The sequence below is a fragment of the Chryseobacterium sp. GW823-FHT05E08 genome (assembly GCF_058795655.1).
On the sequence record NZ_JBXAHY010000003.1, the window covers coordinates 316,673 to 334,541 of the forward strand.

Here is a 17,869-nt window from a genome sequence, read left to right on the forward strand (position 1 = left end):
GATTTAGTAATTATTAGATTTTTGTCCCGAGTTGTTCTGAACTTCTTTTTCAGCATGTTGCTCAAAAGTTCCCTGGCTTTGCGTAGTAATTTGTCCGTTTGCTACCCGAAGTCTGTCTTTATCTGTATGAGATTCTTTATTTCCCTGAATAAATTCCGTCATTTTTCCGGTTACGTTGGTGATAAAATCGGCTCCGGTAGAAACATATTTCATAGAACCTACGCTTTCGCTGTGATTCATCACAATGGTATCCATTTTATTAACTCCGACGTTGGTTGTCATATTTTCACCAACATTGATATTCATATTTCTGCAATTCAATGTCATGGTTTCGGGAGCGGTAATTGTGATATTGCTTCCTGTGGTATCCAAGTGAATTTCGTTGCCGGATTTATCAGTAATAATGATACTCTCATCTTCCGTGAAAACCACTCGGTGACCGCTTCTGGTTTGAATTGATTTTACTCTGTTATCCACACCACCGCCTAATCCAACTCCGCCATGGAACATTCCGCCCATTACGAAAGGTCTGTCCGGATGACTGTGAACAAAATTCACCATCACCTGATCTCCAACTTCGGGAATGGCAACATAGCCTCTGTTTTGGCTGATTTGATCCGTCCCTCCTGCGTCAGGGCTCATCATTCTGATGAAATGTGTTGTATCATTCATTTGCCAGTCGAATCTCACCTGAACTCTTCCCTGTCCTTCCGGATCGGCATTTGAAATTACGGTTGCGATTTGCGGTTCAGCTTTTGGCATCGTGAATTCCGGTTTTGGTAAAAATCCGGTGTCTGAAGCTATTCCTTCAAAAGTTCCAGTATAATGTCCAATCGTATCAATTTCATGTGTAGTTTCCGTTACCATGATTTTGGTGAAATAAGAACTTTCATTCGTATCAACCTTTCTCATCTGAACATCAGCCACACAACCCGGATGTAAAAACGGAACAGTCGTATTTCCTGATAATGAAAATACATTTACCGCTTCACTTCCTGAGGTACTTTTTTGAGAATATTCAACATCAAGATGCGTTGATGCTTTAATTGGTGCCACCTGAAGTGCAGGGGTCTTGAAAATTTTATCGTTATGCTCATAAGCGGTTTTTGCTAAATCGCTTACATGCTGAATTGGCGTTGCTCCTGACGTTAGTTTTTCATTTTTACTGCTGTTGTAGCCGTAAAACTGGGGTTTTGTATGATTTGCTTTTAATTCAACCTTAATATCGTTGGCGTTGCTTCCATAAATAAGTTTGATTGGTTTATTTTGAGGCGGAAGTTTACCGAAATGAAGCACTTCTCCATCATAATAAAACTGTTCGCCATAGGCTTCTGCCATTCTCGCAAGATAATTGTAGTGCGTTTCGTCGTATTGACTGCTATAAATGATCTGAGAATAATCGTTCGCATCAATTCTGATATCAAAACGGCTTTTATCGATTCCCTGTTTTATTACTTCTTCAGCGATAATTCCCATATTGACAGGTTTATCGCCTCCAAAACTTTGAATATGACGGGCTCCGTCCAATAAAATGGTCGGACTGAAACCAGACAGAACAATATTTCCAAGGCTCATCTTTTCCTGACTGAATCCTACTCCTGTAATTACTCCAACAAAAGTTCTTTCAGGGCTGTTTTCTATGTCTTTGAATGAAATAACGGCTGTCAGACGTTTTCCGAGGAATTTATTAGCCTCTTCCAAGGTATGGTTTTGGTTATTTCCTAACGTGTCATGCGCCAAAGTGAGCGTAAACTCATGATGACGCTGTGCGCTTTGTTTCAGTTTGAAGTGTTTGTAATACTTGATTACTTTACCTTCAATGACCAAAGATAATTTCACCAGCCTGTTGATTCCGGCGTGGTGGCTTTCCGATACACCGTCTGCATTCTGTGACGGACGATAGGAAGGACTGTTCAGTATATTTTGTGATTCTGTTTTCATATTATCTGCGTTTAGATAGGTTAAACATTATCTCCCCGTGTTATTTTGTGGTTTGGTGTGTGGTGTTTGGTTCTTTATATCATTTTCCTTCTTTAATAGACCTGGAAAGTATTTTCGTTTTCCTCAATAAAAAATCAGGCATCAGATCTGTTGGAAGATACAACATACTTTCGCCCTTATTTTGAAGTTCTTCTGTAATTCCCGGGTTCCATGAGAGAAGTTTATCAACATCTACATCAAGCTCGTCCGCAATTACATTTAAATTAAATCCTGCATTGATCTCTGTTTCTGCCAACGTGGAGTTATCTTTTCTGCTTCCTCCGTTTACAAAGAAAACAGTATTCATTCGTGAAGAATTATAGTTGCTTAAAACGCTCTGCAATTCTCCGGTTGCGTAACATGCATTTAAATATTTTTTGACATGATTAATGGTTTCCTGCGGAAGATATTTAGAAAAAATATGATACTGTGAAGAACCTGCCGCCTGCATTGCTTTGGCAACATTTCCTTCTCCACAATTGTAGGCGGCCACTACGGTTACCCAATTGTTATATTTTTTATAAAGATTCGTCAGAGAAACCACCGCGACTTTTGTACTTTTATACAAATCATTACGATTCTGCTCCGAAAGTCCGTATTGATTGGCATGAGAGGTCATAAGCTGCCAAGCGCCCACTGCTCCTGCTCCAGAAGTGATATTTCTGTTAAAATGAGACTCGATCAAAGCCAGATTTCTCAAATGTTTCGGTAATCCTTTTTGAGCAAGAGAATGTTCGATAAAATCAACGATCTCTTTGTTTGAATTAATGATATTTTTATATCTCCTCACGCTGTTTTCCGAAGTATCGGATGCAGCGAGGAATTGTCCGTTCACAAATTGTGAAAAACTCATCAATATTATTCCTAAAAAAATATTTTTGAAGTTCATGTTTATATTTTTTGACAAATCTGCTGCTCTGTTAAAAATAGCAAATCTGCCTTTTTACTTTATTTATTCTACTTTCCAGGTTAATTGATCATCTTGCCAGTCTACATTCAGTGTTTGTCCTGCTTTTACTTCTTCTCTCACGATCATTTTTGAAATTGGTCTTGCCAATTGCGCTCTGATTACTCCTGAGATCTGTCTCGCTCCATATTTACTGCTGAATCCTCCTAATGCAAGGTTTTTCACGGCTTCATCTGTAATTTTTAAGGTCATTCCTAATCTGTGAAGCGATGCGTGAAGTGATTTTAACTGAATATTAAAGATTCTTTCCGCAATAGATTCTGTGATCGGTGCAAAAGGAATAATTTCTGTGATTCTTGCCAAAAATTCCGGTCTGAATTTACCTGAATTCGACATAATTTGCATTAATGCAGGTGATTGCGGAACTTTTCCTTCTTCAAACTGTTTTACAATTTCTTCGCTTCCGATATTTGAAGTAAATAAGATGATCGCATTGCTGAAATCTCCTTCTTTTCCAAGCTTATCATGCACTTTTCCTTCATCCATGATCTGTAAAAAGACATCAAAAACCGAGTGATGCGCTTTTTCAATTTCATCAAATAAAACTACCGTGTAAGGCTGCTGACGAATTTTATTCACCAACATACCTCCTTCCTCGTAGCCAACATATCCCGGAGGCGCTCCGTATAAAAGTGCAGCAGAATGTTCTTCTTTAAATTCAGACATATCAAAACGAACCATCGCTTTTTCATCATTAAAAAGTAGTTCTGCCATTGATTTTGCCAGTTCCGTTTTCCCTGTTCCCGTTGGTCCCAAAAGGAAGAATGAACCGATTGGCTGTCCGGGCTTGTTTAATCCGCTTCGGTTTTCAACGATCGCATCAGAAAGGATTTTTAAAGCATGATCTTGTCCGACAACTCTGTTCAGTAGAAGACCTTCCATATTCAGAAGTTTTTCTTTTTCCTGAGCCTGAATTTTCCCGATTGGAATATTTGTTTTAGCAGCCATGACAGCAGCCAGTTCCAAACGGTCTACCTTTTCTCTTTTCTTTGATGCGTGCTGTAAAAGTTCAGCGTATGTTTCTTCAATTATTTTCTGAATTTCCTCGACAGGCATTGAATTGTCAATTTGTGGCTGCTCACTTAAAGAACCCCACAAAATTGGACTTATTTTATCTCTCAATAAATTATAATTCCAAATTAATTCGTCTGCTTTGTCTTTATCATCCAGATATTCTTCCTGTAAAATGGTTTCATAAATGCCTTTCCAGCTTTCTAATTCTTTTTCTGAAAGTTCGTCAAGCATTTTAATTGCGGCCATCGTTCTATCCAACAAATCAATTGCTGCATCGGGTAATTTTTTACCTTTTGCATAACGTTTTGCTAAACGGACACATTCCGGAAGGGCAGTTTTTTCAACTTCAATTCCGTGGTGTTTTTTATAACCCTCTAATAAAACATCAATCATTTTAACGCACGTTTTTTCGTCCGGTTCGTTGACGGTTAAAACTTCAAAACGACGATTAAAAGCCTGTTCCGGCTCGATAATTTTTCTGTATTCTTCCTGAGTTGTAGCTCCAATAACGGTAATTTCTCCTCTTGCCAATTCAGGTTTTAATAAATTAGCAACATTTCCGATGCTTCCTTTTGGATCTAAAAGCGTGTGAATTTCATCAATGAAAAGAATTGCTTTTTCGATCTTTTTACATTCGGTAATGATCTTTTTAAGACGGTCTTCAATTTCGCCTTTATAAGAAGTTCCGGCTAGTAAAGCTCCCGTGTCAAGTTCTAAAAGCGTTCCGTTTTTAAGCATTTCGGGAACGTTTCCTTTGATAATTTCAGTGGCGAAACCTTCTACCAAAGCAGTTTTACCAACTCCCGGTTCTCCGATGATAATTACGTTGGGTTTCGTTCTTCTACAAAGAATTTCGACCAACATTCTCAGTTCTTTATCTCTTCCGATGATATTTTCCAGATCTCCTTTTCTGGCCTGTGCCGTTCTGTCGACACAATAGGCTTTAATGGATGGAAAAGAATTATCGGAATAGTCTGAGCCATTTGAAAATAAAGAAGATATTCCATCATCCTCGGCATTCCCAAATGGTGTATCTTTTCTGTATAAATTGAATATTTCGTGTTCTCTGAGCGGTAATGATTTCAACTGTTGCAATGAAAAAACAACCTGCGGCTTCACGATAGCCGTTAAAAGGCAAATCGGAGTGATCTCGTCCAGCCCTAATTTCAAACGAATATCATCTGCTTCCTCAATAATATTGTCTACAAATTCATCCTGTTTAGCCTCATCGGGAAGGTGCGTGGTTTTAGGATAATCTTCAATACGGACATCTGCCCATTCGTAAAAATATCCCGGATCTTTATCTATGTTTTTTAAAAATTCATTAAGCCCGATATCTTTGTGCATTAAAGCCTGAAGAATATGCGGACCACCGTAAGTGGCATTATAATTTTCTCTCGCGATTGATTGTGCAATATGAAAAAGTTGTTTTACTGTCTCGTTGGTTACTAGTACTCCCATTTTACTATTTTTCTCAAAAATTAATACTATATCTGATTTCGGTGTATGATGTTTTGATTATGTTTTCATTAAATTTTAAACAAATATTAATCCACAATCGTTAAAATTTTTATTCTTTACTAAGATATTAGTTTTTTTTCAATAATATTAGATATGTCTTTTAAATGTGAGATAGTTAACATTACTGGAAAAAATATATGAGTATTTGCTTTTTTTAACGCAAAGTCGCAAAGATTTTTTTTGAAATGATTGAGAAATATTTTTCGTTCGCAAAGGCGTTTCACTCAGCTAAGTTTAAAAGTATATTTTTAATTAAAATATTGAAAAATGATAAAAAAATTCACATTCTGAAATGGATATATTGGGTAATGGTAAAAAAAGACCGCCTTGAGGGGACAGTCTTTTTTATGAATGTTGATTATGTGTAGATTTTAGCTAGACGGCCATAGACCTTCGTAAGCAGAATTACCATAATTGATCTTCTCTGCGCTTATGATAAAGCTGATCAACATGCTGTTTTCGTCCACCGCGTCGAAGTCTACTTCATGCTGAATTACGTATCCGTTTTCCCAGTTCAAAGTAATTAATGTACCTTCTTCGTGAGACTTGTTGAAAGTAATTTCTCCGCTTGTTGGTTTGTACTTTCCGTTTAGTAAGCTTTCCAGAATATCTGATTTTTCTGTTGCTTCTACGGTTAATTTAATGATTGCGTTTGAGGGGTCTGACGCTACTCTACCAGATACATCTGTAGATCTTGAAACGCTGTAATTCAGCTTCAATAGTTTTTGACCTTCGCCTCCGTTGAATTTTAAAATTCCTCTTGAATTTGCTGCCATGATAGTAAATTTTTAATCGTTAATAATATTTTGTGATTCAGTGATTGTTTAACAAAGATAAAACGGTTAATTTTTTTTTGAAAGCATTTGAAAACAATTTTAAAAATTTGTCGTAATTCTACGATTTGATGTAGTAATTCTACGATCGTTGATAAAAACGAAACTTTAAAAACCCTTTATTAATGATAGTTTACGATTTTTCATGGATCTTTAAACTTGTCACATTCTTGATTGTAGATTGGAAAATAACGTATTTAAACTCTATATTTTTTATTAATCCATTCTCTGAAAACAGTGTATATTTTCCGTTATAGTCAATTTCCTTATTGGGAGACTGAAATGTTTGTAAAATATCTATTTCCTGAGCATGATTTTCGTCGCCAACTTTTTGCTGAATTATAACGGGAATATTTTCTTCACCGATCGTTTGCTCAACATAAGATTTTCCGTTTACAAATTCATTTCTTACAGATGCAAAATAGGTTTTAATGAAACTATCATTTTTCATTCTTTCATTAAATAAGCTCTGATCGAGAACCGCCATTTCAAATTCATCAATGTAGATTTTAGCATATTTATCAGGAAAAAAATCAAGTAGTTTTTCCTTTATAGATTTAAAATTATCAATCGTTTCTTTTTTTAGACTGATATTAATAAGTTTTCCTTTTGAATCTGTTTTAATGACTATCGGATTCAAAGAACGGATAGATTCTGTAGCCAAATCAGACGTTTTGCTGCCTGACTGATCATAAAAATTATTCTTAAAAAGATGGAAAATATGATCGTTGGAATCTTTTTTAACCCATTTTAAAGAAGCCGTAAAAGAAATAAAATTGCTTTTCTTTTTATCTTCATTTTCTGCGGCTTCCGTGATATTTACATCAAATATTTTGCTGAAATTTTCGGGATCAAAAGATAATTTGGGATTCAGTTTGGGATGTTTGAAGGGAGCATCATTTTTTGAATTATATTCGTTGATATCCTTTAATTCAGGAATTAATAATTTTTTCCGCGGAATAAGTTCATCCTGGATATAATCTTCCCTTGCACAACGTTTATTGTGGTATTCTTTAAGGTATTTGGGGTTTTCGAGTTTAATTTCTTCAGATATACTTTCCAGTGTTTCCCCATGAAGTATAAAATGAACGATCATAGTTTTTGTTTTTTTTGATATTAAGCAATTTAGTTAAAAATATTCTTCTAAAAAATAATTTTACATTACTAAATTCTTTTAAAATCAATATTTAAAGATTAATTAAAATAAAAAGCGGCATGCAAAATTTGCACACTGCTTTTTATGAATCTATTAAAAAAATTAGGTTTAATAAAATTATTTATTTTACTTTTTTTCCAGTTCGTATGAGCTTGTTTCACCTACTGTTTTATCAATGAAACTGCTTTTCAATACATATTTACTTTTGTTTTTAGAAATTGTAAATGCCGAGTTTTTATTATCTTTTTCAGCAAGTGTTATTTCATCCGGCGTTGTATTTATTATTATTAAATCTTTTTTAAGATTCTCAACATAACTGTCTAGCTGAAATTTAGCTGAATTACCATCAATTTTAACCGAGATCTGCCCCCAGCCTCGAGGATCACCAGATTCTTCTTTCATTCTCAGAAAACGACCTGTGTAATTGCCTATCCACTGTTTGTCTGACTGAGCTGTTTTTGCGAATGTCCCACCATTATTTCTTACACTGTTCACTATCCCAGCGAGAGTCATAGATTGAGGTTGATTCATTTTAGATATCCTCATATCCGGCTGCTTTGTCTGACCTTTGAAGAATATAAAAGGTAATTCTTTCTGATTATCCGGAACTGTATGCTCATCATCTCTTTGATAATTATTATCTAAAGAAACCTGTAATTCCTTTTGTGGATTGAGAATCAATTCCGTGATATCATTAGGATAAGCCCATAAATAGACACTGGGAAATCGACTATCCTGAAGAACCGGATTAAAATATAAAACCGGTTTTTGCTGATTATCAACAATATCATAAATAGCATAATCTACCCCGTCTTCATATCCCTGAGCCCTTACAATTTCTTTTTTATCATCGTTATCCAGATCTACGAGCCATTTTTTATTGATCGAAGCCCATGGATAGGTAAACTGATAGATCAGTTTATCATTTTTAAACCAAAATTCATGCGTATTGGTAGCCGCAGAATCTGATGCTGTAATGATCACTTCTTTTTCAGGATCACCGTCAATATTTACTTCTTCCTGACTTTGAATTTTTAAATCTGAAGGAATATTATACTTATTTTCATTCTTTACATTGATATCAGCTGCTGCATTTTTTACTGTTAGATTTCGATTTTCTTTGCATGAAAATCCTAACATACACAGCGCTAAATAAAAAATTACGTTACGTTTCATTTATGTTCCTGTTTGGTTATTTTGGTCCGGACTCACGTTAACATCCGTTCCTAATTCTGTAATTTCCGTAAGCGGATTAAAAGACGGTTTCGACATCTTCTCTTTTCTGACCTCAAAATGTAAGTGAGCCATTTTTGCAGCCTGTCCGCTTGCGTTTCCTGTCTGTCCTGTTTTTCCGATCGGATCTCCGGCACTTACCTGACCCGTTGTATATTCTGAAAGGTGACAATACATGAAAAAATATTTTTGTCCGTTATAATTACCTTCTAAAAACGTCCTGTTTCCGTATCCGTTGGGATCTTCTAAATAGGTGATCTCACCATCTACACACGCATATATCTGCGTTCCTACAGGAGCATAAAGGTCTAAACCATCATGCTTACCGCCTGTTCTTCCATGATAATCACTCTTGCCTGGCGACCATTGTGTATCTGAATACCATCCTCTCAATTGCATACTATCCAAAGGATTGTGCCATTCTGAACTTCCTCCGATTTTTCCGCAGTTACACTGAATTCCGAATTCTTTTAAAAATCCTTTTTTTAGATGTAAATCGGAAGTACCGGCCAATTCTTCTTTTAAAAATTTGTCATACTTTTCTAAAGCGGCAGTCATTGTCTGAGCAGGCTGTCCGTATCTTCCCGGCGGTAAACTTGCCCATTCATAACTTCCATATTGTTCCAGTGCTTCTTTTACCTGATTCTTGGTGATCAATGGTAAACTTCCTGCTCTTTTATGTTTAAGAATCAAAATACAAAGTTTGTCCTGTGATTCTGCAGTAAAATCGGGCACCGAATATTTTTTAATATAATCATGAGCCTCTTCATAGACCCCTGCTTTTTTATTGTCGCTGGTTAGTTGTTCTCCTTTCAGCCACCACCAAGTGTACCTCATTATCTGATAAGCTCCGGCTGCTGAAGATGAATAAGCCCCGGCTGTGATCACATTCTCAGGATGTTTGGTCATATCTGTAAACTGTGTTCCGCTATATTGCGTCGTGTAGCCTTTTTCGCCTTCTGTACCTTCGCCTACTCTAAGCATTCTCATAAATGCTCTGATTCTTGCTTCACATTCACATTTCTTGCCAATTTCAAAATAAGCGCCGTCTTTTTTCAGGAATTCCCCGTCGTGCTTTTTAACATCTCCTGTACATTCTGCTTTTAACCAAAGATATTCTGTCACACTTTTATAAACATCGAAAGTTATTTGTTCATCTTTATTATAAACTTCATTGGTTAAAGCTTTTTCGATAGTTTCGATTTTCGGGAATTTTTTCTCTTTTTCAAGTTCATCCTTAATTTTATTGGCAATAATGCCTGCTATTTTCTTTTTTTGTTCTGCAGTTGCCGTTTTATTTCCATTACTTCCGAATTTATAAGTATAAGTTCCGTCTTTTATTCCGCTTAATTTATCTTTCCAAGTAACTAAATTTTCATCAGATTTTGGACGAAGTTTTATTTTTACTTTTGCCAAGCCATCTTGTGCAGTGGCTTTTAAGGTTGTAATTTCATTACCATTTTCTACACCTTCTAAAACCGGTAAATTGGCATCTTTTTCTACTAAAATCGCATCCTTTTCTCTGATATTAATACTTACCTCTTTACCATCCAACAACATCGTTCTGGCAACCACATACACTTCCTCATCCAGAGGTGCATTGTTGATTCTTACGAATTCAGGACCAAGTTTGTATAAATTTACAGAAATACTTTCACCTTTTTTATAAGAAGTTTGAGTGAGCGCAGTTTTGATATCCTCAAGTTTAGCATATTTTTTATCATTTTTAACCAAATCATCAACTCTGGTTTTAATGATTCCTGCAATTTTATCTTTATCAATATTGTTATTATTGCTTTGGAATGTATACTGATGCTGTCCCGCAGCTTCTGAAGTTTCTTTTTTAAATTCTTCTTTAGCAAAATAAGCATCCAGAAGACCTTCTACTTTCACATTATCTACAACACTGGTACTTTTACCTTCAGGTTTTGGCTGAGTGGCAGGTTTCTGAGGTTCAGCTGTCCCTTTAGTTTCTGCTTTAGCTTCAGGTTCCTGTCCTACAGGTGAATCTTTTGTTTTGGGAGGTTGTTTACCCTGAGGCTCTGAAGCAGGTGCTTTTGGGGCAGGTTTTGGCTGTTCTGCAGGTTTAGGTTTATGTTCGGGATTTTTTACGTCGATATTAGCGGTAGCATGTTTTTTATTTTTATAATATTCTACCGTTACGTAAAACTCCATTTTTTCGGGATCTGTTTCTCCTTTGGAAGCTTTTTGCATTAAAGCTTTTGTTAAAACAAACTCTGCAGTGGCCATACCATTTTTCCCAACAACTCCTTGTTTACTATCAACAAACAGGTTGTTTGAATTATGCCCTTCGCCTTTTGCATCATCTTCCCAAAGCGTGAATAACAGTTTCTCACCTGCAAGATTTACACACTGAGCTTTGGCAACCAATTTTTCGGTATAGCTAAAAACAGCTCCTTTTGAATCATCAACATAATGTAATTCAACTTTATTAATTTTGGGGACTCCGGCAGGTTGTGGCGTAATATCAATTGTTGTAGAACCTTTACCTTCAGGCTCATAAAGATATGCTTCCAGGCGGTACGTATGTTTTGAGGCTACTTCCCCGAAAGTGAAATTGCCATCACCTATTTTTTTGATGTTGGTGGTGGTAAAACTTCCGTTGGAACGTTTTTTAAATAATTCCCATGTTACCAATGCCGGATTCTGTTTATTTTTTGGTGTCGAAGGATACCATCCCGTAATTGAATACAGGGTCTTTTCTCCTACTTTTGGAGCAGGATTTCCGGATATTTTTGAAACTCCTTGTTTAGACATATCAGAAAGTTTTTTAAGAGTTAATAAGCATCTATTTCACTTTCTTCAACAGTCTCCTTGAAGTCGTCTATTTTCACAAGCGGATTAATGTGCTGAACGCTTTTTGCATCTGCATTTTTTACATTTTGCTTGCTCATTTCTCCACGCTGACCGTGGTCTTTTATCGTAATTTTTCCTCCTATAACACATTGCAGCTCTGATTCTTCGGTAACGATCTTTTTGTCCATTACTTTCACTTTGTCGTAGGTTTTCTGCCATTTTCCGGCTGGAGAATACGAGCATGGCAAATATCCACCTGAACTAGGTTTTAATTTACATTGACCAAAACTTGGCCCGGGAGGATTGAACTGGAGATCGTCTTCTGTTACAGCAAGAAAATCTGCACTTCCTTCAGAATCATTCCAATAATGCTGTTTATGGGCCGTGACTTTATACTGAGGAAACTGATTTCCCTGATTGCATTCAGCCTTGCCTTTCTGAACGACAAAGTGTTTGCCGTCATGAGGTGATGATTGATCTGACATATTTGTGTGATTTGGGTTCTATAAAGATAAAAAATTTACGTTAAAAAATAAAAAAAGCAGAAATAAATTTCTGCTTTTCAATATTATACATTATTAATGTTTAGTATATTCGGGTTCTTCAACGGGCATCATGGTTGGCATGAAGTACTCATTTAACCAATAAAATGTTTGTCCGTTCTGTTGAATTTTTACCGCCGGATTGTTTCTGTGCGTAAGCATTCTGTCTGCCAGATCTTTGTAATGACGGAAGTAAGTTCTTGCCGTTTCATTGGTAATAATCTTAGATTTTTTCCAACCTTTCAGCTTATATTTTGACATTAATTCTTCTTCAGAATTATCAAAACCGGTACTTACACCTACTGCATAAGACATTGGCTGTTCGTATAAATCGCTTTTATCCAAAAATTTATTGGTAGGATTATACTTTTTCAGCAACCTGATATATTCATTAATTGCACTTGACTGATTAAAATCTGCTCTTTCAGCGCCAGTTTTAAGATAAACTTCAGTGTAGAAAGCTTTAAGATTGTCATATTCCGTTTCTGAGATCAAAATACCTTTTTCAAGGCCTGGTTTAAACTCTTTTAATTCTTTTGGAATGAAACCTTTCACCAAAAACGGACTTCCGTAATTGATCAACTGTGCTGCAATTCCTGCAGGAACCGGATTTGTAAGTCCAGGATACAGATATTTATATTTTAAATCAACATCAGTTCTTCCCGCTCCAACTGAAGAGTGGAAATAATCATTTAATGATTTATCTAAAGTTTCATTATCTAAAGTAACCTGAGCGATCAAGCTGTCAACAGATTTTTTAAGATAGCCCGGCGTTGCGATATCCCCTTTTTTCGGGAAAATAACAAAACCTTGAGACATACTCTGTTTTGGATAATTTAATGAGAAAAATCCTTCATCTCCTTCTACAAGACTAAAATTATTCTTCGTTAAAACATCATTCTGATTGATGATCTTCTGTTTTTTAAGCTCAGCAATATTTTTAGCAGTGTTGGTGACAACATTTTCAGAAAGTAATACAAAATCATTATAAGTATCTGATGATCTAGCACTTGTCTGGAACATAATTAATCTAGCCTGAGCCTGAGTAAGAGAATTAATCACTCCGTACATATTTCCGCCCTGATTGGCTGAAGTTCCGACAGTGATCACAATATTCGTTTCATCCGGAACGTTTGAAAGAAGATTTCCGGCAGCCATCAAACCTTCGTTTACAGGTTGGTAACCGCTGTTGCTAGGGCAATTCATTTCATTCGATTTTTGATCGATGAATGTTGTAATCTTGCTATAATCTGTACTTAAATTTGATACCGCTACATTGTCCCCACAAGAATTATTTTTAAACAAAACAACTCCATATTTCACATTATTGAAATAAGAAGGTTTTTCAAATCTAAGCTGAAGATCCTGTAATAACGATTTTACGATTGGAGCATACGGCGCGTTCGAAGCACTGATGTCTAAAGCAAAAACAATATTGATCTTCTTATTTTTTTCTGTAATTTCTCTGTAACGATCGAAGTAAATCGGCTCGCCTAAAACATTGAAAACATAGTTTTTACTGTAATCTAAAATGTTGGTGAAATACTTTGTTTTAGAATCCGCCGTCGGAGCGTCATTTAAAGGCAATGTTACCGGATAAATATTTTCAAGAGGTGTTCTTTTGTTGACGTCGGTAAGAAGAACGGCAGTTCTGTTCTCAACATCGGTTCCGCCCGGAGAACCTTCATGTAAACCTAAAGCAGTTTCTGAAACTCCTGTTGTATTTTTCATTTTCACGGCAGAACGTTCACCCCATGCCGAGATTACATTTGAGCTCACCCATCCATACAGGCTCGTGCTGATACTATCCATATCAACCGATGGTCTTTTACCTACAAGAAATCTTTTGTTGTTTTCGGCCTGTTTGTAGACGTAAACGACTTGCCCGTTCGGGATCTTAACATTTGCCTGCTCAATCAAACTTGGTGAATTAAATACCATGATCGAATCATTCTTGTAATATCTCTCAGAGCTTTTAATAACATCACTGTTGCTCGGCAAAACCGCTACTCTTACAGGAAAACCTGTTTTTTCGCTTTTTAAAGAATTGCTCCAAAGAAGAAGATCGGATTCGGGGATCCAGCCGTAGGTTTTGATCTGTTTAGACGAAACTTTTTTCATTAAAGCATCAGGAATATATTCTGCTACTTTTACCATTCCGTCACGGTGTTTCAGAACCATTAACGGCTCTAAAAACTTAACTTCTTTATATGATTTTTCATCACTTTTATCAAGATAGGCCGTATTTCTGGATCTGTCTGAGATAGCGATCCACGGCACTGATTTTTTAGGAAAACCATTGACAACCGGTGAGTTATCAACCTGTCCGTATTGTGAAGGTTCCGGAGTTTTTTTCGACGGCAGTTTTACCTGGCAACTCGTCAATAATACAGAAACTCCGATGTAATATGCTGCTAGAGGAAGTTTATTTCTCATCCTAATTTATCTTTTATGATTGGTGCGCCCGAAAGGACGATTATTTGCTTTGATTAATATCAACTTTGGTTACACAGTTCTGCGTATCATCAAAATTCACTTTTACAGTCTGGATGACGTTGTTTTTGTCAAACTGAAGTCCTGCGCAATACATGTAAAAATTATTTGCCTTACTGTCATTTACCTTCACAACCGTGTTTTCGTTGTTACACAGATAGGTTCTCAACAGATAATTGTAGTGTGTATTGAAGCTGTTTCCGTTCGCGATCTGCTGTAAATGATATTTAAAATCGTTATCAATTTTAGCATAAGCATCTTCCACGCTCACTTCTTCTTCCAAAGCATCATAACCCTGAAGAATTTTTATGTGATGCAAAATAGGTTCTGGACTTTCGTCTGTGTATAGTGTAACTACATAATCACCCGGTTTTTTATAAGAATAGATTGCCATTTTGTCTTTGGAATCTATATTTCCTGTTTCACCGAATTTCCATGTAAACTGTTTTGCGTCAGAAACTGCACGAAACTGCACATTTTCAAAATTCATTGCCTGAGATGGCGCATCGATTAAAGTTTTAATCTTCAACGTATCCTTTGGTTTCGGAATTCCTCTTGCAGAAACCATTACCGGGAAAGATTTGGAATATTTATTATCCACGATAAGTGTTACCGAATAATATCCGGGTTTATTGTAAAAATGAAACCCTGTGCTTTTATCAGAAGTTGTACCGTCTCCGAAATTCCATCTTTTGGTTTTTGCGAACTGGGTTTTATCTTCAAATAAAAGTGTATCTCCTACCTTTAGAGAAGACGGATACACCACTCCCACAATGTCATCAGCGGAGTGTATGACTTTCTTCTGCAACCACAATGCAACCAGGGCTGCTATGAGCAAAGTTGCAATAACACCAATGATAATGTTCTTTTTGTTTTTTTGAAAATAATTCATAGTTAATAATTGTGATGTGTTTTGTTCCTAATGTTTTTTTTGAATTTTGGTTATTGGTTTCTTGCCTTTAAAGCATTTTCACGCTGAAAAAGCTGACTTTTCTTTTCTTTAAAACCGATTGAGCATTCGTCAAACTGTTTTTCAAAATTCTTTATGTTTTCGGTTTTACTTGAAATAACTTTTTTATCGTCGAAGAACATTTTGTAAAACTTGGCGATCTGAGGATAAGCTTCTTTTCTGATATCTAATACATTGGCATTCTCAAAAGAATTAGCAACATCATTGATGCCGTTCATGATATTATTTTCCTCAAAAGGCTGAGGAACCTCATTCGTAAGTCTGTTGATTTGCGTAAATGTGCTGTCTAAAACTCTTTGAGTAACTTTTTGCTGCTGATCGAATTTGGCTTTCTGCTCCAGATTTTGAACAGAAATAACGTCTTCATCGGAAAACGGCGACTCGAAACCTTTCAAAAAAATAATTCCCAGAAAAATAAGTGCCGCGAAAAGCATAAGTACTAAATAAAGAAACTGATAATGCCTTTCCTTTTTTGATAATGTGATTTGTCCCTGCATAATTTCTGTATTTATCTTCTTTTTCTACTTCCGGTAAATTTCCTTGTAGGATCCAGCCTTAATTCATTATTTGCGATCCCGATCTTGCCTCGGCACTCACTTAAATCCCTTAATGCGATCTGTTCCTTGTAAGAAACAGTAACAATTTGTGTCTTTAAAGCCAGTATAGGCTCCAACTGTTTCATCAGAATAGAATAATGCTTAAAGTTGTCTGCACTGTCTTTTCCCATGATGTTTTTGGCATCTCGTACATTGTCCATGATATAGTTTTTAAGGAAAATATCATTATCAACCTTGCTTATATCAAGCTGGTTCATTCTGTATAAAATGCTGTCGACATGGGTCCTCAGCAGGTCGCTGCGGGTAAGTAATTCGCGGTATTCGTCTGCCTGTTTTTTAATTCCTTCCCTTTGGGTGTCATAACTTTTAAAAAAGAAAAAGACACTGGTGAAAGAAACGGCTGATAAGACGACAAAAGATAGAACAAACTTCCAAATGCCTATTCTAACGTCTGATTTGTTTAATTTTTTCTCCCTATTCGAAGACATATATTTGTGATTTGTTTGGCAGGTGAAAATATAAAAAAAAAATTTTATGCACAATATTTAAATTATCTAGTTAAAAAATACTGTCATAATATTTAATTTAAGATTAATTTTCACTTTAATTAGTTTTTCATACATTAGGCCTCTAAATTTTAAATATCTTACACCAAATCGATATTAAAGTGAGTAAACTATTAACTAATACCGTACGATTTTCTATTGCAGACAGCGATTTTTATTTTAAAAAAATAATGATCAAAACCCTTATGGAGAACCCTTTTTATATGCTTCTCAATGACTGTAACAACGGCCACGAGCTTGTAAACAGGATTTATAGAAGACAGGAAGATGTGTTCATTATTGAACTTTTTATGCCGGTATTAAGCGGAATCGAAGCCATAAAATACATCAGAAAAAGCAATTCTGAGACGCCGATCATTACTTATTCCGGGACTTATCAGGAAGATATGGCGGAGATCCTTTCAAAAATCCCAAATACTTTTTATTGTCAGAAAAAAAGCAGTGTCATAAAAGATATTGTCAAAGGTCAAATTGCATCCAATACATTTGATTACGAAGCCTATTCTAAAGAGTGGGAGCAACAGCCATTGGCCGTTCAGGAGTACATGGACAGACAGAAAAAAAGCCAGGGAGAACTTTCCTCTACCGAGATTCAGTTGATGAAATTCTGTTATGAAGGCTTCAGTAACAAAGAAATAGGAGAAAAATTAAATCTCAGCACAAGGACAATCGACACCTATATAAACAGGCTTACAGAAAAGCTCGGATTGAAAACAAAACTCCATCTGATACGCTTCTGCGTAGAAAACGGATACTACAATTCCAGCATGTAATACTATCTTAACGCAAACATAATATAGAGTAAACATTAAAATCTCAACCTTTTACCGAAAAATAATTCGTGACTAATTTGCTAGTATTCAATTTTTTTAACTAAATTTGCACACCTAAAATTTAAAATTTAAAAAGGAAATGACAAAGGCAGAATTGGTAAACACCATCTCAAATAAGTTGGGAACAGAAAAGAATGAAACACAGAAAGTTGTAGAAGCTTTTATGCAGGAGATCAGGACTTCTATGTATAATGGAGACAATGTTTATCTAAGAGGTTTTGGTTCTTTTATCATTAAAACAAGAGCAGCAAAAACAGGAAGAAACATTTCTAAGAACACTGCAATTGAAATTCCTGCACACAACATTCCTGCTTTCAAACCATCAAAATCTTTTGTTGAGAAAGTAAAAACGAAAGTTACAGTAAAATAAGAAATTAACTGAATATT

The 17,869-nt window shown here is 35.7% G+C and carries 14 protein-coding genes; 2 read left to right on the forward strand and 12 right to left on the reverse strand.

The features are described 5' to 3' along the window. Nucleotides 1–3 precede the first annotated feature (3 nt). The 12 genes from AC1Q7L_RS11885 to tssO all read right to left on the reverse strand — a co-directional run bounded on the left by AC1Q7L_RS11885 (nt 4) and on the right by tssO (nt 16,571). Nucleotides 4–1,941, reverse strand: coding sequence for a type VI secretion system Vgr family protein (locus AC1Q7L_RS11885; protein ID WP_492306136.1), 1,938 nt, complete (start codon nt 1,939–1,941; stop codon nt 4–6). Between the two features lie 79 nt (nt 1,942–2,020). Next, nucleotides 2,021–2,869, reverse strand: a complete 849-nt coding sequence (locus AC1Q7L_RS11890) for a lytic transglycosylase domain-containing protein (RefSeq protein WP_492306137.1) — start codon at nt 2,867–2,869, stop codon at nt 2,021–2,023. A 63-nt stretch (nt 2,870–2,932) separates the two neighbouring features. Then, nucleotides 2,933–5,422, reverse strand: a complete 2,490-nt coding sequence (locus AC1Q7L_RS11895) for an ATP-dependent Clp protease ATP-binding subunit (protein WP_492306138.1) — start codon at nt 5,420–5,422, stop codon at nt 2,933–2,935. 431 nt (nt 5,423–5,853) lie between these two features. Then, nucleotides 5,854–6,258, reverse strand: coding sequence for a type VI secretion system tube protein TssD (gene tssD, locus AC1Q7L_RS11900; RefSeq protein WP_072409673.1), 405 nt, complete (start codon nt 6,256–6,258; stop codon nt 5,854–5,856). A gap of 190 nt (nt 6,259–6,448) precedes the next feature. Beyond that, nucleotides 6,449–7,411 (reverse strand): hypothetical protein, encoded by a 963-nt coding sequence (locus AC1Q7L_RS11905; RefSeq protein WP_492306139.1) that lies wholly within the window; start codon nt 7,409–7,411, stop codon nt 6,449–6,451. 186 nt (nt 7,412–7,597) lie between these two features. Then, nucleotides 7,598–8,647: a hypothetical protein gene (locus tag AC1Q7L_RS11910; RefSeq protein ID WP_492306140.1), complete on the reverse strand. Its 1,050-nt coding sequence runs from the start codon at nt 8,645–8,647 to the stop codon at nt 7,598–7,600. Next, nucleotides 8,648–11,482, reverse strand: coding sequence for a peptidoglycan DD-metalloendopeptidase family protein (locus AC1Q7L_RS11915; RefSeq protein ID WP_492306141.1), 2,835 nt, complete (start codon nt 11,480–11,482; stop codon nt 8,648–8,650). A 20-nt stretch (nt 11,483–11,502) separates the two neighbouring features. After that, a complete protein-coding gene (locus AC1Q7L_RS11920; protein WP_492306142.1) occupies nt 11,503–12,006 on the reverse strand; it encodes a DUF4280 domain-containing protein in 504 nt (167 codons plus the stop codon). A 93-nt stretch (nt 12,007–12,099) separates the two neighbouring features. Next, entirely contained in the window at nt 12,100–14,499 is a 2,400-nt protein-coding gene (gene tssR, locus AC1Q7L_RS11925; RefSeq protein WP_492306143.1) for a type VI secretion system protein TssR domain-containing protein, read from the reverse strand. A 40-nt stretch (nt 14,500–14,539) separates the two neighbouring features. After that, nucleotides 14,540–15,448 carry a PKD domain-containing protein gene (locus AC1Q7L_RS11930; protein WP_410693294.1) on the reverse strand — a complete coding sequence of 303 codons (909 nt, stop codon included), beginning with the start codon at nt 15,446–15,448 and terminating at the stop codon, nt 14,540–14,542. Nucleotides 15,449–15,498: 50 nt separating this feature from the next. Next, nucleotides 15,499–16,023, reverse strand: a complete 525-nt coding sequence (locus tag AC1Q7L_RS11935) for a type VI secretion system transmembrane protein TssO (protein ID WP_410693293.1) — start codon at nt 16,021–16,023, stop codon at nt 15,499–15,501. An 11-nt stretch (nt 16,024–16,034) separates the two neighbouring features. Beyond that, complete coding sequence (gene tssO / locus AC1Q7L_RS11940; RefSeq protein WP_410693292.1) at nt 16,035–16,571, reverse strand: type VI secretion system TssO; 537 nt, start codon at nt 16,569–16,571, stop codon at nt 16,035–16,037. Between the two features lie 179 nt (nt 16,572–16,750). Between tssO and AC1Q7L_RS11945 the strand changes: the two genes are divergently transcribed. Both AC1Q7L_RS11945 and AC1Q7L_RS11950 read left to right on the forward strand, forming a co-directional pair. Then, the gene (locus AC1Q7L_RS11945; protein WP_410693291.1) at nt 16,751–17,422 is read left to right on the forward strand and encodes a LuxR C-terminal-related transcriptional regulator; all 672 of its coding nucleotides are present in this window, start codon (nt 16,751–16,753) and stop codon (nt 17,420–17,422) included. A gap of 139 nt (nt 17,423–17,561) precedes the next feature. After that, nucleotides 17,562–17,852, forward strand: a complete 291-nt coding sequence (locus tag AC1Q7L_RS11950) for an HU family DNA-binding protein (protein ID WP_027388329.1) — start codon at nt 17,562–17,564, stop codon at nt 17,850–17,852. The last annotated feature ends 17 nt before the right edge of the window (nt 17,853–17,869 follow it).

What these genes read in the sequence shown, in the direction of transcription:
- AC1Q7L_RS11885 (WP_492306136.1), bottom strand. Translation starts at nt 1,941, where the DNA reads ATGAAAACAGAATCACAAAATATACTGAACAGTCCTTCCTATCGTCCG.
- AC1Q7L_RS11890 (WP_492306137.1), bottom strand. Translation starts at nt 2,869, where the DNA reads ATGAACTTCAAAAATATTTTTTTAGGAATAATATTGATGAGTTTTTCA.
- AC1Q7L_RS11895 (WP_492306138.1), bottom strand. Translation starts at nt 5,422, where the DNA reads ATGGGAGTACTAGTAACCAACGAGACAGTAAAACAACTTTTTCATATT.
- tssD (WP_072409673.1), bottom strand. Translation starts at nt 6,258, where the DNA reads ATGGCAGCAAATTCAAGAGGAATTTTAAAATTCAACGGAGGCGAAGGT.
- AC1Q7L_RS11905 (WP_492306139.1), bottom strand. Translation starts at nt 7,411, where the DNA reads ATGATCGTTCATTTTATACTTCATGGGGAAACACTGGAAAGTATATCT.
- AC1Q7L_RS11910 (WP_492306140.1), bottom strand. Translation starts at nt 8,647, where the DNA reads ATGAAACGTAACGTAATTTTTTATTTAGCGCTGTGTATGTTAGGATTT.
- AC1Q7L_RS11915 (WP_492306141.1), bottom strand. Translation starts at nt 11,482, where the DNA reads ATGTCTAAACAAGGAGTTTCAAAAATATCCGGAAATCCTGCTCCAAAA.
- AC1Q7L_RS11920 (WP_492306142.1), bottom strand. Translation starts at nt 12,006, where the DNA reads ATGTCAGATCAATCATCACCTCATGACGGCAAACACTTTGTCGTTCAG.
- tssR (WP_492306143.1), bottom strand. Translation starts at nt 14,499, where the DNA reads ATGAGAAATAAACTTCCTCTAGCAGCATATTACATCGGAGTTTCTGTA.
- AC1Q7L_RS11930 (WP_410693294.1), bottom strand. Translation starts at nt 15,448, where the DNA reads ATGAATTATTTTCAAAAAAACAAAAAGAACATTATCATTGGTGTTATT.
- AC1Q7L_RS11935 (WP_410693293.1), bottom strand. Translation starts at nt 16,023, where the DNA reads ATGCAGGGACAAATCACATTATCAAAAAAGGAAAGGCATTATCAGTTT.
- tssO (WP_410693292.1), bottom strand. Translation starts at nt 16,571, where the DNA reads ATGTCTTCGAATAGGGAGAAAAAATTAAACAAATCAGACGTTAGAATA.
- AC1Q7L_RS11950 (WP_027388329.1), top strand. Translation starts at nt 17,562, where the DNA reads ATGACAAAGGCAGAATTGGTAAACACCATCTCAAATAAGTTGGGAACA.